The sequence below is a fragment of the Streptomyces sp. NPDC048417 genome, assembly GCF_040651615.1.
Taxonomy (GTDB): Bacteria; Actinomycetota; Actinomycetes; order Streptomycetales; family Streptomycetaceae; genus Streptomyces.
This window is the reverse complement of sequence record NZ_JBEZKI010000004.1, coordinates 261927-284306: the sequence shown is the minus strand read 5'-3', so window position 1 is coordinate 284306 and position 22380 is coordinate 261927. Positions and strand designations below refer to the sequence as shown.

General features: G+C 68.5%; 16 protein-coding genes and 2 pseudogenes. 14 read left to right on the top strand and 4 right to left on the bottom strand.

Features of this window, described 5'->3' with window-relative positions; genetic code table 11:
• Positions 1–26 precede the first annotated feature (26 nt).
• Both AB0D59_RS08355 and AB0D59_RS08350 read left to right on the top strand, forming a co-directional pair.
• Positions 27–770: a CocE/NonD family hydrolase gene (locus tag AB0D59_RS08355; RefSeq protein ID WP_362562353.1), complete on the top strand. Its 744-nt coding sequence runs from the start codon at positions 27–29 to the stop codon at positions 768–770.
• 354 nt (positions 771–1124) lie between these two features.
• A complete protein-coding gene (locus tag AB0D59_RS08350) occupies positions 1125–1961 on the top strand; it encodes an enoyl-CoA hydratase/isomerase family protein (protein WP_362562350.1) in 837 nt (278 codons plus the stop codon).
• A gap of 169 nt (positions 1962–2130) precedes the next feature.
• Here AB0D59_RS08350 and AB0D59_RS08345 read toward each other — a convergent pair whose 3' ends face one another.
• Entirely contained in the window at positions 2131–4221 is a 2091-nt protein-coding gene (locus AB0D59_RS08345) for a SpoIIE family protein phosphatase (protein WP_362562348.1), read from the bottom strand.
• A 477-nt stretch (positions 4222–4698) separates the two neighbouring features.
• On the opposite strand from AB0D59_RS08345, the gene AB0D59_RS08340 reads away from it, so the two are divergent.
• The 5 genes and pseudogenes from AB0D59_RS08340 to AB0D59_RS08320 all read left to right on the top strand — a co-directional run bounded on the left by AB0D59_RS08340 (position 4699) and on the right by AB0D59_RS08320 (position 9770).
• Entirely contained in the window at positions 4699–4926 is a 228-nt protein-coding gene (locus AB0D59_RS08340) for a ferredoxin (protein ID WP_319144940.1), read from the top strand.
• A complete protein-coding gene (locus tag AB0D59_RS08335; protein ID WP_362562345.1) occupies positions 4916–6310 on the top strand; it encodes an FAD-dependent oxidoreductase in 1395 nt (464 codons plus the stop codon). The genes AB0D59_RS08340 and AB0D59_RS08335 overlap by 11 nt, the downstream gene beginning before the upstream one ends.
• A gap of 39 nt (positions 6311–6349) precedes the next feature.
• Positions 6350–7555 (top strand): cytochrome P450, encoded by a 1206-nt coding sequence (locus AB0D59_RS08330; RefSeq protein WP_362562343.1) that lies wholly within the window; start codon positions 6350–6352, stop codon positions 7553–7555.
• Positions 7556–7622: 67 nt separating this feature from the next.
• A pseudogene (locus tag AB0D59_RS08325) lies at positions 7623–8482 on the top strand (IS5 family transposase).
• 315 nt (positions 8483–8797) lie between these two features.
• Positions 8798–9770: pseudogene (locus tag AB0D59_RS08320) on the top strand (alpha/beta hydrolase).
• 11 nt (positions 9771–9781) lie between these two features.
• Here AB0D59_RS08320 and AB0D59_RS08315 read toward each other — a convergent pair.
• Positions 9782–9970, bottom strand: a complete 189-nt coding sequence (locus AB0D59_RS08315; RefSeq protein ID WP_362562340.1) for a hypothetical protein — start codon at positions 9968–9970, stop codon at positions 9782–9784.
• An 819-nt stretch (positions 9971–10789) separates the two neighbouring features.
• On the opposite strand from AB0D59_RS08315, the gene AB0D59_RS08310 reads away from it, so the two are divergent.
• The 3 genes from AB0D59_RS08310 (at position 10790) to AB0D59_RS08300 (ending at position 15354) form a co-directional block, all read left to right on the top strand.
• Positions 10790–10957, top strand: coding sequence for a hypothetical protein (locus AB0D59_RS08310; RefSeq protein ID WP_362562338.1), 168 nt, complete (start codon positions 10790–10792; stop codon positions 10955–10957).
• Positions 10954–11598 (top strand): hydroxylase, encoded by a 645-nt coding sequence (locus AB0D59_RS08305; RefSeq protein ID WP_362562336.1) that lies wholly within the window; start codon positions 10954–10956, stop codon positions 11596–11598. The genes AB0D59_RS08310 and AB0D59_RS08305 overlap by 4 nt, the downstream gene beginning before the upstream one ends.
• Positions 11599–11976: 378 nt before the next feature.
• Complete coding sequence (locus AB0D59_RS08300; protein ID WP_362562333.1) at positions 11977–15354, top strand: S8 family serine peptidase; 3378 nt, start codon at positions 11977–11979, stop codon at positions 15352–15354.
• 143 nt (positions 15355–15497) lie between these two features.
• Here the strand turns inward: AB0D59_RS08300 and AB0D59_RS08295 are convergent, their stop codons facing one another.
• Positions 15498–16496, bottom strand: a complete 999-nt coding sequence (locus tag AB0D59_RS08295) for a helix-turn-helix domain-containing protein (RefSeq protein WP_362562331.1) — start codon at positions 16494–16496, stop codon at positions 15498–15500.
• Positions 16497–17506: 1010 nt separating this feature from the next.
• On the opposite strand from AB0D59_RS08295, the gene AB0D59_RS08290 reads away from it, so the two are divergent.
• The 3 genes from AB0D59_RS08290 (at position 17507) to AB0D59_RS08280 (ending at position 20518) form a co-directional block, all read left to right on the top strand.
• Positions 17507–17743 (top strand): winged helix-turn-helix domain-containing protein, encoded by a 237-nt coding sequence (locus AB0D59_RS08290; RefSeq protein ID WP_362562683.1) that lies wholly within the window; start codon positions 17507–17509, stop codon positions 17741–17743.
• A gap of 645 nt (positions 17744–18388) precedes the next feature.
• Positions 18389–19858, top strand: a complete 1470-nt coding sequence (gene ltrA, locus AB0D59_RS08285; RefSeq protein ID WP_362562329.1) for a group II intron reverse transcriptase/maturase — start codon at positions 18389–18391, stop codon at positions 19856–19858.
• 378 nt (positions 19859–20236) lie between these two features.
• Entirely contained in the window at positions 20237–20518 is a 282-nt protein-coding gene (locus AB0D59_RS08280; protein ID WP_362562326.1) for a transposase, read from the top strand.
• Positions 20519–20538: 20 nt separating this feature from the next.
• Here the strand turns inward: AB0D59_RS08280 and AB0D59_RS08275 are convergent, their stop codons facing one another.
• Positions 20539–21084 carry a hypothetical protein gene (locus AB0D59_RS08275; protein ID WP_362562325.1) on the bottom strand — a complete coding sequence of 182 codons (546 nt, stop codon included), beginning with the start codon at positions 21082–21084 and terminating at the stop codon, positions 20539–20541.
• A 701-nt stretch (positions 21085–21785) separates the two neighbouring features.
• Here AB0D59_RS08275 and AB0D59_RS08270 point away from each other — a divergent pair.
• A complete protein-coding gene (locus AB0D59_RS08270; protein ID WP_362562322.1) occupies positions 21786–22184 on the top strand; it encodes a hypothetical protein in 399 nt (132 codons plus the stop codon).
• Positions 22185–22380 lie beyond the last annotated feature (196 nt).

Here is a 22380-nt window from a genome sequence, read left to right as displayed (position 1 = left end):
GCCCACCCTACTAAGAAGGTGGTCCCATGATTCAGCGCAAGGATGTCCAGTTCGAGGCCGACGGCGCGGTACAGCTGCGTGGATGGCTCTTCCTGCCGGACGGCCCGGCCCCGCATCCGGCGATCACCATGGCCCACGGCTACGCCGGGGTCAAGGAGCACGGACTCGAGCCGTTCGCACGGGCCTTCGCCGAGAACGGCTTCGTCGTCCTGACCCATGACCACCGCGGCTTCGGAGCGAGCGACGGCCAGCCGCGCCAGGACGTCGACCCATGGCGGCAGATCGCCGACTGGCGGCGAGCCATCTCCTACCTGGAGAGCCTCCCAGAGGTCGACCCGGAGCAGATCGGCCTGTGGGGCACCAGCTACGCCGACGGCCACGCCATCGTCCTGGGCGCGACCGACCGCCGACTGCGGGCCGTGGTCTCCCAGGTGCCGACCATCAGCGGCTTCGAGCAGGGCCGGCGCCGCATCGTCCCCGAGACCGTCGCGGCCCTGGAGGAAAGCTTCTCCGAGGACGAGCGCGCCCAGTCGCGTGGCGAGGCCCCCCGCACCCTGGCCATCGTCGGCAGCGACCCGGCGGTGCCCGCGTCCTACCGGACACAGGAAGCCATCGACTTCTACCTCCAGCCCAAGCCCGACGGTGAGTGGGAGAATGAGGTCACCGTCCGCTCCACCCGGGCGCACGCATGTACGAGCCCGGAATCTGGGTCAACAGGGTCTCGCCCACACCGCTCATGGTGGTCGCGCTCAACGACACCGTCACCGTGACCGACCTGGCCCTCGCGGCCTACGAGCGAGGCTGGAGCCCAAGCGACTGCGGACGATCCCGGGTGGCCACTTCGACCCGTACACCACCCAGTTCGACAAGGCGAGCAGCGCCGCCATCGAGTGGTTCCGCGAGCACCTCGCCTGAGGGGCACCCCGCACGCCACCACGCCCGGCACACGGGGGCCCGTGTGCGATTTGGCGCTGCAGCCCAAAGGTGTCCTGCTGCTAGGCGCGTGCTTCGAGCCGTACCAGGCGCAGTGCGAATCGCGTCCGGGCACGGCCCTTGAGTGGTTCCAGTAGTACCTCGGCCACTTCCCGGCACCCCTCCGTACCCCCCACCCATAGGAAATGATCATGACATTCGCCTACTCGTCGATTCAGACCCGAGAGGAGGCCGGTGTCCTGTCCGCCACCCTCGACGCCGGCCCCCTCAACCTCCTCGGTGTCGACCTCGTCCGTGACCTCGTCTCCCTCGTCGACACGCTGTACACCGACCCCGGTGACGTGCGGGTCGTCGTCATCGACAGCGCCTCACCAGAATTCTTCTCGGCCCACGTGGACCTCACGGCGATCCCGCAGTACACCGCAGAGGCCGCGAAGGCCGGCGGTCCCGGTGACGCCTCGCTCGGCATGTTTCTGTACAAGCTGGCACAGGTGCCGGTGATCACCATCGCCAAGGTGCGTGGCAGGGCCCGTGGCGGTGGCAACGAACTTGCCCTGGCCTGCGACATGATCTTCGCCGCGCGTGAGAACTCGGTATTCGGGCAGTTCGAGTCCGGCACAGGCGCCCTGCCCGGCGCCGGCGGAATCCAGCACCTGACCCGGCGCTTGGGCAGGACACGTGCCATCGAGGTCATCACCGGCGCCGACGACTTCGACGCCGATCTCGCGGAGCGCTACGGCTGGATCAACCGCGCCCTGCCCGACGCCGAGCTGGACGGCTTCGTCGAGCGCCTGGCCAGGCGCATTGCAGGCTTTCCACCTGAGGGGGTCAAGGCCGCCAAGCGCTCGATCAATGACCTCACGCTGCCACACCCGTCGAACGTCCGCTCCGACTCGGCCACGTTCCTCAGCCTGGTTGCACTGCCCGAATCCCGTGAGCGCCTCGACTACCTCGCGAACCGGGGCCTTCAGACGCCTGGTGACCTCGAACGTGACCTCGGCAAGGCCGTGGCGGAGTTCCCCGGCTGACAGTGCCGGCTGCTGCAGGGTTGCTGGATCCGGACGGTTGCCCTGGCCAAGGTGGGAGCGGTGTCAATGCTGTGCTTCGCGGCGTCTTCGGCGGAATCCTGCCGAGCAGCTGCACCGACGCGCGCTTGCCGGCACGGTCGGCTGGCGACGATTCGGGCGACCTTGCTGTCTAGGACCGCTGTGGGGGACGGGGCGAGGTTGCGGGCGGGAGAGTCTGCTCGGCCCAGACGGTCTTGCCGTCGAGGGAGTAACGGACGCCCCAGGTCCGTGCGAGCTGGGCGATGATGAACAAGCCGCGCCCGCCTTCGTCGACCGTCTTCGCGTGGCGCAGCCGCGGCGCGAGGGCATTGCTGTCGTGGACTTCGCAGGAGAGCGTGCGGTCCTTGATGAGGCGCAACCGCACAGGCGGTGCGCCGTAGCGGATGGCGTTGGTGACCAGCTCGCTGACGATCATTTCGGCGGTGTACGCGGTTTCCTCGTCCACTCCCCAATGGCTCAGCTGGAGTTGGGTGTGGTCGCGCGCCACGGCGACAGCTTTGGGATGGTGGTCGAGATGCCACGCGGCGACCTCATCAGGGGGGAATGTGTGGGTGCGGGCGAGGAGGAGTATGACGTCGCCGTGGCGGGTGTCGCTCCGCAGCCGGTAGAGCACGTCGTCGCACAGATCCTGCAGCGGCCGGTCGGTGTGGGCCAGCACCCGTTGGAGTGTCTCCGGGGACCGGGAGGTGGTCAGGAGGGATGGGGTGTAGAAGGCGAGGACGCTGCCGTCGGTGACAGAGACCGTGGTGGCAGCGAAGGGGGGCCCTTCGGTGCTCCCCAGGCGAGGCCCGCTCGGCAGCTGAGGGATCTCGGTACTGCCATCGGGATGGGCGATCACGGGTGGGGGGTGGCCGGCCAGGGCGATGGTGCAGGTCTGGGCGAGCGGGTCGTAGACCGCGTACACGCAGCTTCCCGTCAGCGGCATGGGATCGCCGGGCGGCAGAGCTGTGCGTTCCTGGGCCAGGCTGATGGTCGTGTCGTTGAGGCGGGCGAGGAGTTCGTCGGGCTCCAGGTCGAGCGCGGCCAGGGAGCGCGTGGCGGTCCCTATCTGTCCCAGGGTGGTGGCCGCGTGGATGCCCTGGCCGGCTACTTCGCCGACCACCAGTGCGGTGCGGGCGCCGGAGAGGGCGAATGTGTCGAACCCGCTGCCTCCGCCGGTTTCAGAGGGCACCAGCATGTTCACGGTTTCAACGGTCGTCTGCGTCGCAGGCTCGGGAAGGAGCAGGTGGCGCTGGATGGTCAAGGCGATGGTGTGTTCGCGGGTGTAACGGCGGGCGTTGTCGATGCACAGCGCGGCGTGAGCGGCCACTGCGACGGCGAGGGTGACATCGCCCTGGTCGTAGACGTCACCCTGGCCGGTGCGGTACAGGCTCATCAGTCCCAGCACGGTTCCCCGCAGCGTCAGGGGCGTGGTGATAAGACTGTGGGCACCGGAGGCGAGGATCGCCTCGGCGCGCTGCGGGACGGCCGCCAGCCAGGGCGTTTCGGGGCCCAGGGCGACCAGGCGGGGCTTGAGGTCGGTGAGCGTCTGCGCGTAAGGCGTCGGAAACGGCAGAGCCCGCACATCACCCACCGGATGTGCCTGAACCTGTTCCTCGCCGCCACTGCGGCCGAAGGCGGCACGGCGCAGCGGCATCTCCCGTCCGAGAGGACTCGGCGGAGGTTCCTCGCCACGCACCGCTGCCTCCACCACTTCCACCACGGCGATGTCGGCGAGGTCTGGCACCACCGCCTGCACCAGTTCCTCGCAGGTGGCCACCACGTCGAGGGTCTGCCCCACTCGCTCGCGCACCGAGCCGAGGACGCGCAGCCGGGCGCGTACCTTTTCGCGTTCGGTGACATCGAGTATCTCCGTCAGTACCCCCAAGATCCTCCCCTTCGTGTCCTCAAGGCGACTTGCCGAGACGGAGACCTGGTACTCCGGCCCCGGCCCGCCCTTCGGACGCACCCCCACCGGTCGGCCCCGTGCGGGCGCGCCGCTCTCCAGCACGCCGCGCAGCATCGCCTCGACCTCACCAGGCGCGGAGAGGTCGTACACGTCGGTGAAGTGCCGGCCCATGATCTGTTCAAAGGGCGCTGTGTGCAGGACCGGCATTTTGACGCTGCCCCGCAGGATTCGCAGCTCCGTGTCCAGGACCATCAGACCAGTCGGGGACTGGTGGAACAGAGCCTCCAGTACTGCCGCATCCTCGACGGGCGAAATGTCTTCGTTTCGCGCCACGGCAACCCACCTCCCCTATCCAGCCTGCCTCTGCCTCCTGCGCGCCGCTCCCTCGCATTCCGGGACGTGCCCGAACGTCTGGGCCGAGCAGCCCCTCCCGCCCGCAACCGCGGCCCGACCCACCAGCGGTCGGCCGGTTTGTCGCTACACGTATCGTTCGGCGCCTGTCCGGAGTTCCCGCCGGACCGCCCCATCGGGTTGGTGGTCGCGCAGGTCCACCTCAACGCGGGGGCGAGCGCAGACGGCCGCTCGGGTCACGCCCGGCCCGTCCGGTGTTGAGGCGGCCGGCAGCGCCTTGTCTCCCTTGAGGGTGGCCGGTCGGGTGCGCATGGGCCTGCCCGGCAGCCGGCAGCCTCGCCTTGCGAGCGCCCTGCGCAGAGGCCCATCCTGAGAGAGGCATGTCGACCACCGTGTGGACCGAGCGCAGACGGCTGCGGAGCCGGCGGCGACCGCAGCCTCGCAGAGAGCGTGTTCCAGATGAGGCTTGTCGTCGATCTCAACCGGTGTCAGGGATTCGCGCAGTGCGTCTTTCTCGCCCCGGACGTCTTCTCCCTCCACGGTGAAGAGGCGCTGCTGTCCTCCCCTCGCTTCGACGAGGAACAACGTGACCGGGTGGAGAAGGCCGCTGCTGCCTGCCCGGTCCAGGCCATCCTCGTCGACTACTCCGACGAGCCGACCAAGGGTGTGCAGCCTCATGTCGGCTGACACGGACGTCCAGGCCCTGCGGCGCCAGGGCCGCATCGTCGTGGTCGGTGCCTCGCTGGCCGGTCTGCGCGCGGCGGAGACCCTGCGCGAGCAGGGCTTCACCGGGTCGTTGACCATGATCGGCGACGAGCCGTACGAGCCCTACGACCGGCCGCCGCTGTCCAAGCAGGCACTGCTCGGGCGGGCACGGCCCGAGGACACTGCGCTGCCGCGACGGCGCGACATCGACGCCGACTGGCGTCTGGGCGTCGCCGCCGAGAGCCTGGACCGGGCCGCCAAGCAGGTACGCCTGACGAACGGCGACACCGTCCCCTACGACCGCCTGCTGATCACCACCGGGACCAGGGCACGGCCCTGGTTCCACCCAGAAGAGGCCGCGCTGGACGGAGTGTTCGTGTTGCGCACCCGCGACGACTCCGCACGCCTGCACCGCAAGCTGACCGGCGGCGTGTCCCGGGCGCTGGTGATCGGCGCCGGTTTCACGGGCTCCGAGGTCGCCTCCGCCTGCCGGGAGCTGGGCCTCGACGTCACCGTCGCCGAACGTGGCCCGGCGCCGCTGGTCGGCGCGCTCGGCGGAGTGATCGGCGCGGTCGCGGACCGGCTGCAGCGCAAGCACGGAGTCGATCTGAGGTGCGGCGTCAGCGTCACCGCCCTCGAGGGCGACGACCTGGGACGGCTCAGGCGCGCCCATCTGTCCGACGGTTCGGCGATCGACGTGGAGGTGGCGGTCGTCTCGCTCGGTGCCATGCGGAACACGGAATGGCTTGCCGGCTCGGGGGTGGCCGCGGGTCCCCGGGGGATCGCGTGCGACGCCGGGTGCCGGGTGTTCGACGTCAACGGCATCGTCACCGACGACATCTACGCCGCCGGTGACGTCGCCCGCAGCCCCCACCCGCTGTTCGACTACCAGTTCCTGGCGCTGGAGCACTGGGGCAACGCGGTCGAACAGGCCGAGATCGCCGCCCACAACATGATCTGTGCGGGTCCGGACCGTCGTCCGCACCTGTGGCTGCCGATGTTCTGGTCCACCCAGTTCGGTGTCAACATCAAGTCGGTGGGTGTTCCCTCGCTGGGCGACCAACTGGTCGTCGCCCAGGGGGCGCTCGCCGAGGCACGGTTCGTCGCGGTGTACGGCTACCGCGGCCGCGTCATCGCCGCGGCGTCCTTTGACGGAGCCAAGTGGCTGGGGTTCTACGAGCAGCAGATCGCGTCCGGCGCCCCCTTCCCGCCGGAGTACCGCTCGGTCGACCGCCGGACCGAGACGTTGGAGCCGATCGACCCGGCCTTTCCCGACCCTCATCTGCCCAGCCACGGGCCCACCGTCACGCTGACGGGCCACTCACCGAGCGAGCGGCGTGTCACGTTCGTTCCGTCGCATGCCTGATCACCGGCCCTGCACCGCTCGGAGCCCTTAGGAGCCACCATGACGTCCGGCACCATCTCCGCGCAGATCACCGACTACGCCAATCGGGCCGATCCCTATCCGCTCTACGCGGAACTGCGCAAGCAACCGGTCAGGCGGGAGGAGGACGGCACCTATCTGGTCAGCACCTACTACGAGGTGCGGAGCCTGGCCAACGACCCGCGGATGAGCAACGACACGAGCAACCGTCTACCCGGCTACGCCCGCGTCGGGCAACCGGTGGAGTCCGGACTGCCGCCCAGCTTCATCTTCACCGACCCGCCCGTGCACGACCGGCTGCGTGACACCATCAACCGGCCGTTCGGCCCGCCGCACAGCCCCAGGTTCCTCGACGGCCTGCGCGAAGAGATGGCCAAGGTCGTCACCGAGCTGCTCGACGCCTTCGAGGGCAAGGACCAGGTCGACATCGTGGAGGACTTCTCCTACCCCCTTCCCGTCACCGCCATCTGCAAGGTCCTGGGCGTGCCGCGCGAGGACGAACCGCGCTTCCACGTCTGGGCCGATGCCCTGGCGTCGTCACTCGACCCCCGCTCCGGCGACGACGGCGGCCCTGAAAAGGCAGGGCGGGCCCGCCAGGACATTGGCGCCTACCTGTCCGATCTGATCGAGACCAAACGCCGCCACCCCGGCCCCGGGATGCTCAGCGCGCTTGCCCCCGTCATGACACCGGCGGACCTGGAGGCCACCGCGGTGCTGCTCCTGGTCGCCGGCCACGAGACCACCGTCAACGCCATTAGCAACACGACCCTCACCCTGCTGCGCCACCCCGACCTCCTCGACCGGTTCCAGAAAGACCCGGACCTGGCCGTCCCGCTCATCGAGGAAGTGCTCCGCTACGAGCCCCCGGTCCAGTTCGTCCCATGGATCACCGCCCTGGCCGACATCGACGTCGCCGGCACCACGATCCCCAAGGGCTCGCCGGTCTGGCTCATGCTGGCCGCGGCCAACCGCGATCCCCGGCGCTTCGAGGATCCCGACCGGTTCGATCCCGACCGCAAGGACAACGAGCACCTGGGCTTCTACACCGGCATCCACTACTGCTTCGGCGCCCCTCTCGCCCGCATAGAACTCCATTTGGCTGTGCCCGAACTCTTCCGCCGGGTCAAGTTCTCCCGGCTGCTCGAGGACCCGCCGCCGTACCGTGCCAACGCGGTGCTGCGCGGCCCCCGCCACCTTCCTGTGGCGATCGAAGGCCTGCTGGCCTGAGCACCGTCACAAGGGCCGGGAGAACTGGGGAGCGTGTCTCTTTCGTGCGCTCATCAGTTGATCGAACGTGCCTGTCCGACTAGTGATCACTGATGCGACGTGGGACCGGATCGAACCGCTTATGCCGGCCGACCCGGTCCGCGGACGACGGTGGGCCAACCACCGCCGCACCCTCGAGGCCCCGCGTGGAAGTACCGCACCATCTCGCCCTGACGGGACCTGCCCGACGAACTGGGCTCGTACCAGACCGCTCACAGACGGCTGGTCAAGTGGGCCGTCGACGGCACCCGGGAACAGATGCTCGCCGCCGTCCTCGCGGCAGCGGACGCCGTCGACGACATCGCGTGGACCGCGTCGGTCGACTCCACCGTCGTCCGGGCCCACCAGCACGCCGCCGGAGCACTCAAAAGGGTGCGGCAGGTCACAGCGAGCCGGCCTACCACGCGCTCGGACGCTCCCGCGGCGGGCTGAGCAGGAAGATCCACCTCGCCGCAGACGGCCATGCGCGGCCCCTGCTCTGGCCGTCACGGCGGGCCAGGCTGGTGACGCGCCTGCCTTCGAGACGGTCATGGCCCGCATCCGGGTGCCGAGAACCGGACCTGGCCGGCCTCGCACCCACCCCGTCGTGGCCCTGGCCGACCGTGCCTCCTCATCCCAGGCAATCCGCGGCCATCTGCGCCGTCAGTAGATCCGCGCGGTCATCCCGCAGCCGTCGGACCAGGTCGGCCACCGTCTGCGGCCCGCCCGCCAAGGCGGGGGTGGCCGCCCGGCTTCGACGCGGATGCCTACAAGCAGCGCCACACCATCGGACGGTGCACCAACCGCCTCAAGCAGTGGCGCAGCCTGGTCACACAAACCGACAAACTCGCCTCCGCCTACCAGGCCGCACTCCACCTCGCCGCCATCCTCATGTGGACACGACGCTGACCAAAGAGACAGAACCTACTGCTGTGACCGCGAAGGTTCACCGGGTGGGGCATGCTGATCGGTTGGGCCGCCTGAGCGAGCAGCCGGCCCGTCGGTTTGTTCGGCAGGCCATTTCGGATGCGGCGGTGCCCCGCTTAGGGACGGAAGTACAGCCACAAGCCGGGACCCGATCCGCGCCATGGTGTGACCTCGACGACCCAACGTGACCTGGGTTTCACGCCTGTCCCGCGGTTTGCACCGATGCGCTGCTGAGAGACGATGGGAGGTGGGTGAGCCAGCCGCATGTACCGCTACATCTGAGGCAGGAGGCGCACCATGCCCGCTTCTCGATCCGTCGCAACCCCAGTCCTGGAACCCTCTGCCCGGGAGCTGACGGAGGCCACGTCGCCACATCCGCGCATCTACGAGGTCTCGCCGGAGAACGGCCGCGAGATTCTCGATGGTCTCCAGGAAGGGAAAGGGGTGGCCAAGCCGGCGGTGGACGAGGATTGGGTGACCATCGACGCCGGGCAGTACGGCAACGTCCGCACGCGTATCATCCGCCCCCGGGGAACGATGAAAACCCTCCCCGTGGTCCTGTTACATCCACGGCGCCGGATGGGTGTTCGGCGACGAGAAGACGCACGACCGGCTGATCCGCGAACTGGCGGTCGGAGCGGACGCCGCGGTGGTCTTCCCCGTCTACGACAGGGCCCCCGAGGCGAAGTACCCGACTCAGATTGAGCAGAACTACGCGGTCGGGAAGTGGATCCTCCAAAACGGCGGGGAACAGAACCTCGATGCCTCACGGATGGCGGTCTGCGGCGATTCGGTGGGCGGCAACATGTCGACGGTCTTCGCGCTGATGGCCAAGGAACGCGGAGATGTGCAACTGGCTGCCCAGGTGCTGCTGTATCCCGTCACCGACGCGAACTTCGACACTCCGTCCTACCAGCAGTTCGCCGACGGCTACTACCTCACTCGCGACGGGATGAAGTGGTTCTGGGACGCCTACACCTCGGACCCCAAGCAGCGCACCGGAATCCATGCCTCGCCGCTGCGGGCCGGCATCGAGCAGCTCCGTGGCCTTCCCACCACATTGGTCATCACCGACGAGGCCGACGTACTGCGTGACGAAGGCGAGGCCTACGCCGCCAAGCTCCGCGAGGCAGGAGTGGACGTCACCGCGGTCCGAGTGCTGGGAATGGTCCACGACTTCCTGATGCTCGACAGCCTCCGCGACTCCAAGGCAACCACGGTCGCGCGCACGCTCGCCATCGAGGCACTGCAACGAGCACTGCACCCCTGAAGCGTGTCGTATTACGCCGTGAGGCGGATGAGGGCCTCCTGCGGCCGGCGGGCCACGTCCGGGTCCAGGCGTGTTGTGGAGTCGACGCGCAGGCTGACGGTCTCGCTGCCGGTCTCCTCGGCGTCCATGAGGTAGCGCTCCTCGGCGTCCTGGGCTGAGGCGGCAGGCAGGCGGAAGGTGATCATCTCTGTGCGGAGCACGGTCACGTCGTAGTCGTCCGTCGGGGTTCGGCAGTCCCTGTCGGTCGGTCGCGCAGGCCCATGGAGGCTTCGATTACCTCGGCTTCCGCGTCCGCGTCCTGGGTGCACGGCTCGCACGGGTCGATCTCGGTGCACTCTGGCGGGCGGTTGCCGTTCGGGCTTGTCACGCCGGCCAGCACTCGGTGATGGGGTGAGGGGGATGACGGGGTCGGTGTGGGCCACGGCGGGGGTCTCCTGTCGGCGGGGAGGGGATGGGTCCGGCCTGCGGGGGTGGCGGAGTGTGGTCAGCTCGCCCACGGGCCGGTGCCCGGACCGTGGGCGAGGCCGGGGAAAGCCGGTGCTGGGAAGAGCCCGCCCCCGGGCCAGAACAACCGGGGGGCGAGCACACCGCTCCCGCCCGGCCCGCAGCCATCAGGCGCGCGGGAACGCGCGGTCCACTCGGGACCTTTCGAAGGTAGCCGACCCCGCCGACAGCCCACCCCCTCGCTACCGACCGCGTTCCCGTATGCCCCGGCGTGTCACCCCGGCCACTGCACGGACCACACTCCGCGCCGAGCGGTACAGAGGACGGCCTCGGAACCCGAGGCGGACGAACAGGCCGACCTGCTTCACAGACGGTGACTGCCTGGCACAACGTCGGCGAGGCCGGCCGTCTCCGGTTGCGCCGTGGCGGTGCGCACCCCAGTCTGCTCGTATGGACGGCACCCCGGAAGCCCGTGCGCTGCCCATTCTGGTGACAGGCGCGGCGGGCAGTGTCGGTGCCGTCGGCCGATCTGTGGTCGAGGGCCTAAAGCAAAGAGGGGCCTGTGCGTCCGGGCCATGGCGCATCGCGAGGATGAGCGAGCGGAGGCGCTGCGCACGATGGGAGCGGAGGTCGTCGTCGGAGACCTGACGCGCGCGGTCGACGTTGCCGACGCCCTGGCCGGTTGTGGACGTATGTACTTCGGTATGGGTGTGTCGGCACAGTATCTGGAGGCTGTGCCGTGACGGCAGCGGCCGTCGCCCGCGCGTACGGACGCCTGGAAGTGTTCGTGAACATGTCGCAGCTCACTGTCTCGGAGATGGATCTCACCAGCACCTCTGAGTCCGTGCAGCAGCGGCAGCACTGGTTGGTGGAGCAGGTCCTCGGCTGGTCAGGCCTGCCCGTCGTCCAGATCAGGCCCACTGTGTTCATGGAGAACCCGCTGTTCCGTGTCGGCTTCTCCTCGATCGCGAAGAACGGAAGCATCAGACTGCCCTTCGGCCGGGCGAAAACCTCCCCTGTGACGGCTCGGGACGTCGCCGCGGTTGTTGAGGAGATCCTGGCCGATCCGTCCCCGCACATCGGCCGAATCTACGAGCTGACCGGCCCGCACTCGGAGGACGCCGCCGTCATGGCGGCAGAGCTTTCCACAGCTCTGGGACGACCGGTCAGGTACACGGACGTCCCGCTGCAGGAATGGATCACCGATGATCTCAGACCGCTGGGGCTGCCGGACCATGCCTTTCAGCACATCTCCACCATGGCTCGTCTTCACGCCGAGAATCGATACGACCGCAAGGCGGACGGGGTCGAGCAGGTCACCGGGCGGCCTCCATCGGGGGTGGCCGATTACGTCCGCGCCAACCCCAGCCTGTTCAGCCTCTGAACCCTGTCCTCGTCGTGCGGTGTACGCCCCCTTCGACAGCACGGCCGTACAGGTGTTCCATGTCGAGGGCCCAGCTCCACCGCCGTCTCCCCGGCCTTCACCGGTCTCTTGCCCGCAGACCGCCGCTCCTCCAGCATGTCCAGAATCCGCAGGCAAAATCACGGGATCACGTTCGGTTGAGACACGGGATCTCCGGCGGCCTGCTTGACACCACCCGGGGAGCGGCTCGATCGGTTCGTCTACGAGCCGCCAACGTGGCCACGTTTGCCCGCTTTATGAAGTACAGGAGTTGGCGCATAGGTGACTTGACGCCTGGTGGACAGGGCAATCTGCTGACCTCGGCACTTGACTGCACCACGCTGTCCTCCCATGAGAGACATGAACAACAGGTGGCGCCGCGGGGCCCGCCCTCCCCGGCCTCGGCACACGGCGGCGACCGCTGCCCTCGTGGCGCTCGTGGCCGGTCTGACCGCCGCCCCCGGCGCCGCTCAGGACCTCGGCCCGCACACAGGGCGAACGGAAGCCGCCGCGCAGACCGGAGCGGCCCGGTCGCCGATCGTCTCCCGGCATCAGCTCACCCTGATCACCGGCGACCGCGTCACGCTGGAGACGGACAGCTCGGGTAAGCAGAGTGTGTCGGTCGAGCCCGCCGAGGGCCGCGAACGAGTCGCGTTCATCAAGCGCCAGGCCGGTCGCGACTGGACGGTCATACCCGCCGACACGCTCCCGCTGCTTGCGACGGGCCGCCTCGACAAGGCGCTGTTCAACGTCTCCGCCCTGGTCCGGGGCAAGTACGCGCAGCGGTCGAGCCTGCCGCTGATCGTCGAGTACGCCGGGGACGCGGGCACCGTCCGGCGACAGCTGACCGCCGCCGGTGCCGACACCGTCCGCCCCATCGGCGGGACCGCCTTCGCGACCCTCGGCGAACACCGCGCGGACGCCGCCGGGTTCTGGAAGGGCATCGCCCCCGGCCGGGTGGACGCCACGTCCTTCGGAGCGGGTGTGCGCCGGGTCTGGCTGGACGGCCACTCCAGGATCCAGCTCGACAGCACGGTGCCGCGCATCGGCGCCCCGCACGCCTGGGAGAAGGGCTACACCGGCACCGGCGTCAAGGTCGCCGTGCTCGACACCGGTTACGACCCCGACCACCCGGACCTCAAGGGCCTCGTCACCGAGTCCGCGAACTTCACGACCGAGCCGAACACCGACGACCTGAACGGCCACGGTACCCACGTGACCTCCACGGTGGCCGGTTCCGGCGCGGCCTCCGACGGCACGTTCAAGGGTGTGGCACCCGGTGTGCGGATCCTGTCCGGCAAGGTGTGCACCGCGGACGGCAACTGCGACAACTCCGACATCGTCGAGGGACTGGCCTGGGCCGCCCAGCACGGCGCCAAGGTGATCAACCTCAGCCTGGGTGACACGGACACCCCGGAGACCGACGCCCTCGAGGCCATGGTCGACACCGTGTCCCGTGACTACGGCACGCTGGTCGTGGCCGCGGCCGGCAACAGCGGTCCCGACAAGGTCTCCTCGCCCGCCTCCGACGACCGGGCGCTGGCCGTCGGCGCGGCCGAGGCGGACGACGACCTCGCCGTCTTCAGCTCGGTCGGCCCGCGGGTGGGCGACTCCGGCCTCAAGCCGGACATCATCGCCCCCGGCGTCAACGTCGTCGCCGCCCAGGCGGGCGGCACCACCGCCGACGACGGATATGTCGCGATGAGCGGCACGTCCATGGCCACGCCCCATGTGACCGGAGCCGCCGCCATCCTGTTCCAGCAGCACCCCGACTGGACGGCGGAGCAGGTCAAGCGCCAGCTGATGCAGTCGGCGACCGGCGCCAAGGATCACGGCGCCTACTTCCAGGGCGCCGGACGCGTCGACGTCGCCCGGGCGGTCGACCAGGACGTCACCGCCGACACCACCGCACTGGACTTCGGGCTGATCCGCTGGACGGACGGCAAGCGGCCTCCGGTGACCAAGACCATCACCTACCGCAACCCGGGCGCAGCGCCGGTCACCCTTCAGCTGAAGGACAACCCGAGCAGCGGGAAGATGGACGTGCCCGCTCCCGCCGGCCTGTTCCGGCTCAGCGCCGACACGGTCACCGTGCCCGCGCACGGAACCGCGGACGTCACCCTCACCGCGACCCCGGAAGCCGCCACGACGTACGCCGCCTACAGCGGTGTGGTGACCGCGAGCACCGCGGACGACCAGGTGTCGGTGCGCGTCCCGTTCGGCATGGACGTCGAGCAGCCGTCCTACGACCTGCGCATCGGCATGAAGAGCCGCACGGGCGCCGCCCCCGACAACGCCTACCTGCTGGTCAACTCGGCCGACGGCAAGGCGTACGAGGTCGAGGCGCTCGGGAAGAGCAGCACGGTGGTGCGACTGCCGAAGGACACCTACTCGGTGAGCGGCTTCTACTTCGACGCCTCCTTCACCGAGGGCACCATCGTCGGCGTGCCGAAGGTCGTGATGAACGCCGACCGGCAGGTGACCATCGACGCCCGGAAGGCGAAGCCCGTCACGGTGTCGGCACCGAGCCGCTCCGCGCGCATCATGTCGGCCGAGATCGGCACGATCAGCATGGCCGACCAGCTTCTCTCGGTCACCATGTACAACGCGATCGGCACCGACCACATCGACGGCGTGTACGCGGTGCCGACAACCCGGTACAAGGACTCGAAGTTCACCTACCTCGTCACCAGCGTCTGGGGCGACCCGGCCGGCGCGGACGGGAACCCCGCCTCGGTCTACTACCTCACACGACCGGTGCACGGCGGCATCCCCGCGGATCCCGCCTACAACCCCCGTAGGTCGGAACTGGCCAGGGTGAACACCACGTTCGCCGCCACCACGCCCGGCACCACGGCCACGCGCATCGTGTGGACGTACGTCGACAACGTCCGCTTCAGCGGCCGGGCGATGGAGGGAATTCCGGTTCCGACCCGGCGCGTCGACTACTTCTCGGCGGCCGAGGGCCTGCGCTGGCAGGCGGCCTTCGACCAGAACAACCTCTTCGACCCGGACACGCGCGGGCAGAGTTACCTGAGCGACCTGCACGGCTACAAGGCCGGCTCCCAGGTCGAGGAGCGCTGGAACGGCGGGATCCAGGCCGTGGGCCTCTCGTCCCAGATGGCCGCCTTCCGTGAGGGCGACACGATGTACCGGCCCTTCCTGTCGGCCGCGAACGGCAACCTCGACCTGGTGGCCGACACCACGTCCGGCCTGCCCGAGGTGAAGCTGTGGCGCAACGGCGAGCTGGTCTCCCAGGACTGGAGCATGAGCGACGTCCCGGCCGACGCCGCCCCCGCCGACTACCGTCTGGCGGTCGAGCTCAACCGTGAGATGGCCCCCAGCTCCGTCTCCACGCGCGTGCGGGTGGAATGGCGGTTCCGGTCGCAGACCACGGCGACCCGGCAGGCGCTGCCGCTGTACGCGGTCCGTATGTCGCCGAAGCTGGACGAGTGGAACCGGGCCGAGGCCGGCCGCAAGCTCGACATCCCGGTCCTGATCCAGCGGACGGCCGGCGCCCCGGCGTCGCCCGTCCGCGTCTTCACCACCGAGGTCTCCTTCGACGAGGGGAAGACCTGGCAGTCGGTGCGGGTCAAGGGTTCCGGAATGGAGCGCACCGTGACCGTGGAGCACCCGCGCCGCGCCGCGGGCGGCTCGGTCAGCCTGCGCGTCCACGTCGAGGACGCGGCGGGCAACTCCTTCAAGGAGACCGTCATCAAGGGCTACCTGCTCAAGTAGCCGCCTTCGCGGAGCAGCCACGTCCTCGAGCAACAGCTTCCGCCACTGGCGCGGCCCGGCCGCAGCGGCCGGACGGACGGGGACAGGGCCCACCGGACACGTCCGGTGGGCCCTGTCCGTGTGCGTTGCGGCGTCCGCCGTACTCAGAGCCAGTCGCGGCGGGCCGCGTGCCAGCCCAGCTGCATACGGGTCGCGACGCCCGCCAGGCTCATCAGGCCCTGGATGCGCCGCTGGACGGTGCGTTTGCTGACCCGCAGCTGTCCGGCGATCGCCTCGTCCGTCATGCCGGCGACCATCAGGGAGAGCAGGTGCCGGTCCTCCCCGACCGGCGAGGCGGCGTCCGCGGTGCCGGCGCCGCCGATCTGGCCCTCCTCGGTCACCCGGAGCGGGGCACCGATCTCCCAGTGGTGTTCGAACAGGGCGATGAGCGCGTCCAGCAGGCTGCTCTCCCGCACCACCGCGGCCCGTAGTTCCCGGGGGTTGCGGGACGTACCCGAGGCGGTCAGTGGCAGGATGGCCACCGAGCGGTCGGCGATCGCCATCCGCAGCGGCAGCAGAGGCACCGCCCGGGCGACCTCTCCGGCGCACACGCCCTTGACGACGTAGTCCACCGAGTCGGGGTCGTCGAAGTACGCCTGCTCGTACAGGGCCCGGTAGAGCACGCCCCGGTCCAGCGCGTCGTACTCCTCCTGGTTGCTCTCCGGGGACATGGCCACGTACTGGGCCTTCACGAACCACATCATCTCGCGGTCGGCGCCGTGCTGGAGCTGGCGCAGATGCTGGCGCAGTGCCGCCGCGCCGGTGATGATCTCGACGGCCTCGCCCGTGCTCCGGGCCCATGCGCTGCGGCGGTGTGTCTCCGCCAGTTCGTAGACGGCGGCCCGGGTCTGTTCCAGGGCGTCGAAGCGGCGTTGGAGCCGGGGCATGAGGGCCACCTGCGGCGGCACGGCCGTGAACCATTCGGGACTGTCCTCGACCGCCGACGCCAGGCCCTTGCGCTCCAGCGCGCGCAGCAGCACCAGCGCGGTCACGACGTCGACGGCCGAGCGGCCGGAGATGTCCTGAGCGGACGCCGTCCCGGTGGTGACCAGAAGGCGGTACACCTCGCTCTCGTCGGCCGTCAGGCCCACCGTCTCCAGCATGTCGCCACCTTTCTCACCATCCTGGCCGCCTCCGCCCCGGGTTCCGGTGGGGGAACGCGGTGCACCCGGCGGATGTTCCACCAGCCCCTGCGCCCAGGCACCACGACGGTTGTCACCGGCGATCTGGTTCACCGTGACGGGGCGGTGCCGTCAGCATCTGGTGGATGCGGCTAAGGCTCCGCCAACGCAAAGGCTGTCCCCGAACGCAGGAACCCCCGTCGCCACCTGGCCGACGGGGGTTCCTCAGCTGTCACGTTCCTGTCACCAACACCATCGACGCACCTGGACCCCGAAGGCCCCACCTGCGTGAACGGCATCGATCTAGACCACGTGGACACCAGCAGACGCTTCCGCCTACCTGTGCCATGTGGTACTGCGGCCCACTCGCTAGCACCACGTACCACTCATCAAGATCCGGACCAGGTGCGGACCGAACCAGCCTGGCACTCGACGTTTCCACTCTTTGTCGCAGGTAAGGAGCGAGGTCAGGCGTGTACCACCAGCAGACGAAGAACATTCTTTGTTCTTACAGCCCTCAGAAGCTTGGTTTCTTCTAGGGCCTCAAGTGGGTTGCCTGGCGGCTTGGTTGGACGCCAGGCAACCCGAACATGTGAGATACCCACTGTAATCAATTGGGTTCTTCGAGTTACTGCCTGACATCCAAGGGAGTCCCCGCCGGACCAGTCGCGGACCTCATAGCGCCGAAGGACATCACCCCACGAGCCGCCCGCTCACGAGCCTAGCGACCCGTCGATACCCGTCAGCAGCGCCGGAACCGCCAGCAGCGCCAGAGATCTTTAACGGTGCGGGTTACAACGGGCCGTGACGGCGGTTGTGGTCTGCGTTATGCCGGGAGGATGAGGTATCCCGATGGCGGTGGATAGACGGCCGAGGAGCGGGCTCGGCGTGAGCAGGTCCGGCTCGAAGGCGCTGGCCTCATCGAGCTCGGGGCCAGCGACAGGGAGGTGGCCCTGGTCTCCAAGGGCCCGGCGGGGCCCGCTGCAAGCTCCATGCGGGACTCCCTTTCCTGGAAGCCGTATTGGATGCCGGCCCGGCCGCTTCCGGCTGGTCCGACCAGTGCTGGACGTTGTCGAGGATCGCCGAGATCGTGCGTCGCTGAATTCGGTGCGGAATACACCCTGGCCGGGCTGGACCTGCTGCTGCACCGCATCGGCTGGAGCCTGCAGGTGCCCTCCCGCAAGGCCACCGAGCGAAACGAGGCGAAGATCGCCGCCTGGAAGGACTAACAGTGGCCCCTCATAAAAAGAGGGCGGCGGACTTGGGCGCCTGGCTCTGCTTCGAATTGCGCCGTGAGGCGCTGTGTTTCGTGTGGAGGTGAGAGACCTTCACCGCCGACCTGTCGTAGCGGGGAGGTGGAGCTGGGGGCAGCCTGATCCGGGTGATGCCGGGGAGGCCAGGAGCGGCCCTGACAAAGCCGGGACGTGCCAGTACTGCCAGATGGTGCGGGTCCGGCGAGCGGGACGGAGAGGAGTACGCGAGGAACCGGCGTCTTTACGTCTCTTAACGATGCCTTCGGCTCGAACCTGGTGGATCTGGGCCGGAAGCGGTGCGCACCTGCCGCCGTTGGCGGTGGGGAACTCTTTGGCCGGTATTTCGAAGCCGTCCGGGAGGCACGAGGAAGGACTACGGCGTACTAGTGGCAATGCCGCAGGGACACAGTCGGGTTCCTACTCCGACGAGCGAAGCACAGTGAACACGGGAACCATCCGCTCTCAACTCCCCAACAGTGGGCTGCCAGTTCGTTGGCGGGGATAGGTGCGTCGACCGCCGAACGGCCCGGGTGGGGCGGAGCCGCCGTAGTACTCCGAGCCGGGGAAAGCCCGGAGCATGGGGAAGGGCGGCAGCGGTATCGGGATGGAAAGGATGCTGCAATGCCGAAAGACGCACCGCCGAATGGAGGTGCCACGCCGGACGCAGACCTCATCGGTCCGCGCCAGCGGGTATCGGAGATGCAGGTCAAGCTTCACCGTTGGGCGGTGGCGGATCCAGGCCGCCGATTCGACGATCTGTTCAACTTCGTGCACGACCCGGCAACGCTGCAAGTGGCGTTCGACCGGGTCGCCGGCAACCGGGGAGCCAACACTCCCGGCATCGACGGCCTGAGTGCCACCGACGTCGAGGAGAGGATCGGTATTCCCGGGTTCCTGGACGACCTTCGTGCCCAGCTCAGGCAGGGCACCTTCCGGCCGTTGCCGGTGCGGGAACGCAAGATTCCCAAGCCGGGTGGGTCGGGAAAGGTGCGACGGCTGGGGATCCCAGTGATCGCCGACCGGGTCGTTCAGGCCGCGTTGAAGCTGGTGCTGGAACCGATCTTCGGGGCCGACTTCAAGCCGGTCTCCTACGGGTTCCGGCCCAAGCGGCGGGCCCAGGACGCGATTGCCGAGATCCATTTCTATGGCACCCACGGCTACCGCTGGGTGCTGGACGCGGACATCGCGGCGCGCTTCGACGAGATCGACCACGCCGCGCTGATGGACCGGGTCCGGATGAGGATCAAGGAGAAGCGGGTTCTGGCACTGGTGAAAGCGTTCTTGAAGGCCGGTCTCCTGACGGAGCTCGGCGAATATCAGGACACCTTCACCGGCACGCCGCAAGGGGGCATTCTCTCCCCGCTTCTGGCCAACATCGCCCTGTCGGTGCTCGATGAGCACCTGCACCGGGGATGGGAGCCAGGCGGAGAACTGTCCACCGACTACCGTCGCGGCCGACGCCGGGCTATTGGTCTGCCGTCGTGGCGGCTGGTCCGCTACGCGGACGACTTCGTCGTCCTGGTCGACGGGACCAGGCAGGACACCGAGACACTGCACGAAGAGATCGCCCAGGTTCTCGCACCAATGGGATTGCGGCTGTCGCCGGCCAAGACCCAAGTGGTGCACCTGAGCGAGGGGTTCGACTTCCTGGGGTTCCACATCCAGTGGCGCCGCAAGCGCGGAACGAACAAGTGGTACGTCTACACCTTCATCGCCGACCGGCCTCTTCGGTCGGTGAAAGCGAAGATCCGTCACCTCACCCACAGAACGTCGCAGCAGGACCTCGCCGTGGTGCTGATCAATCTCAACCGGATCACCCACGGCTGGGCCCACTACTTCAGACATGCCGTCGCGAAACACATCTTCAGCAAGCTGGACGACCTCCTCTGGTGGAGGCTCATCCGGCTGCTGAGGACACGGCATCACTGGAACTGGTCCGACGTCCGCAGACGGCTCACCACCCCCACCGGGCGGTGGCTGCCAATCAACGCGGACGGGATCAAGTTGCGGAAGATCAGCGCGATCCCGGTCACCCGGTATCGCTACCGCGGCAACAAGATCCCCAACCCCTGGGCCCCTGCAACCACCTGACGGCAGAGACCGTGGAGAGCCCGTTGCCTGGTAACAGGCACGGCGGGTTCGGCGAGGGTCCGGGGAAACGGACCGGGAGCAATCCCGGCACCGCGCCCCGGGCCTACTCAGCGACGAAGCCGGCCAGGACCTGAAGCCCGGCAAGGGCCGCACCTGGGGCCACCGGGACCGCACCCCGCTGGTGCGCGTCACCGCCCAGGACACCAAACGTGTCTCGATGGCAGCGCTGATCTGCACCAAAGCCGGCCCCCGACGCGGCTGATCTACCGCAGCCACCTCGACCGCGACCCTGCCAAAGGCCGTCGCAAGGGCTTCACCGAGACCGACTACGTCCGCCTGCGGGATGCCGCGCACCAGCAGCTCGGCGGGCCGACCTTTTTGGTCTGGGGCAATCTGAACACGCACGTCAGCCGCGCCATGCACGGGCTGGCCTCCGCCCGATTATGGCTGACCATCTACCAGCTGCCGCCGTACGCTCCCGAGCTCAACCCCGTCGAGGGTGTGTGGTTTCACCAGAAGAGGTCGCTGGCCAACCTCACCAAACACAGCCTCGACCAGCTCACCACGTTGGTGAAGACGCGGCTGAAACGGATGCGGTACCGGCCCCGCCTCATCGAGGGACTCGTCGCCGAGACCGGGCTCGACCTCCAACCGCCATAACCCGGCAGGTCACAGACCTCCTAGTAGTAGGAAGCCACCAGGTCGCGGTCCACCGTGATGGTGTCGCGATTCAGTGCGGGCAGCCCCAGGTGGTCACAGATCAGCTGGGTCAGCTGCTCCTCATAGGTCTCGTGCTGGCGGTCCAGTCCGGCCGCCGTGATGAGAGGGGCCATCTTGTTGGGCCAGTACTCTCCGACGCAGTCGGGGTCCTCGTAGTTGATGCAGGACGATAGCTGGCCGTCCTTGTAGTGGTACGCCTTGGGCCCGTGGGCCTTGGCAACGCACGGATTGGGAACGAACACCATCAGCTCAGCGCCCCGAGGGCACAGCTCACCGTAGTCGATCTCATCGTAGTCGTCGCGGTTGAACATGTGGTGCACGATCACGCCCCAGTCGCCGGGTGCTATGTCGTTGCCGTAGGCGAACGGCGGCCGATGCTGCGCGGACAGGCCTTCGGCCATGACGGCCAGGCTGGTCCCCTTGAAGTACACCAAGACGGTTTCGTCTTCCCGGTACCGCTGTTCGTCCACCCACGCCATGACGCCGCGGTCGATCCAACTTGCCATGCCTGGCAACATAACCGGCGCCACTGACACAACAGCCTCAGAATCGCCAATCAACGCCAAGATCCACCGCCGCCCCGCATCGTCGGAACGTAGCGCTTCGTCGTCGGCTCACGCCGCCATTCGCTCAAACGCAGTCACATCCAGAAGACCACGAAGAGGACAGCAGCCCGGAAAGGGCCGGGCAAGAAGGCCGCCGCGAGGAAGCCCGCCCCAAGCTCCTGACGTGAACAAGGCCGTTGTCAGTGCCGCGTGCGACCCTCACCCCGGAAGCGGGCACTTCAGAAGGAGGCCGGGTGGCGACGGGACGTCCGCGGAAGGATCCACGCGATCCTGTGCTGATTATGCGGGATGCCGGGCTCGAACCACTGGAGCCCTATCCAGGAAGTGAACAGCCCTGGCACTGCCGCCATGAAGCGTGCGGTAGAGAAAAGTCACCGCGGCTGGACAACATTGCTGCGGGCCGGCAAGGCGGCTGCCGGTACTGCTCAGGCACGGCTCCGATTCCTCCGGAGGAGGTGTCCACGGACAGTGGGACATCCGGGTGAGCGGACAACTCCAGTCCTTGCTGACGGGCAGTTGATCTCCCTGCCCGGTATGACTATTTGTCGCCTGTTCGGCGGCTCGTGCAAGTACGGTCCCCGTGTCGGGCTCGCGGCTCCTGTGCCATCTGCGATGTCAGTGGTGGCTGCGAGGCTGGAGTCATGCTCCCTTGGAACCTGCTCGATCTCGACAGAGCCCTGCGTGCCAGTTGGGCCGCCGACACCTGTTCGCCCGATAACCAAGCCGACTGGCAGCCCGGCAACCCGGCCTGGGGGCACTGTGACATCACGGCCTTGGTCGTCAACGACGTCTTCGGCGGTGATCTCATAGTTGGTGAGGTGCACCTTGACGGGACCCAGCACGGCTTCCACTGGTGGAACCGGCTGCCCAGCGGTGTTGAACTCGACCTGACGCGCGAGCAGTTCCAGCTCGGACAGACCGTCGCTGCTGCCCATGTCGTCGAGCGCCCGCCGGGCCCTCTGCCGCGCCGCTGGGAGGAGTACCTCCTTCTGCGTGTGCGCGTCATCAAGCACCTCGGCCCACTTCCGGAGCCCGTCTGAGGGAGAGCCGGGGTCAGCCCGGCTGGTTCAGCGGGACGATGCCCTGACCGCTGGCGGCCTGGGTCAGACGGAGCGAGGAGCCTTCGAGACGATCCATGGCGATGTCCCCACACCGAACCGAACGCTCAACTCCTGCCCCGGACCCGGCGACCAGGGCTGACCCACCTCATTGAGACGCCATCCGCTTTCCGAACGC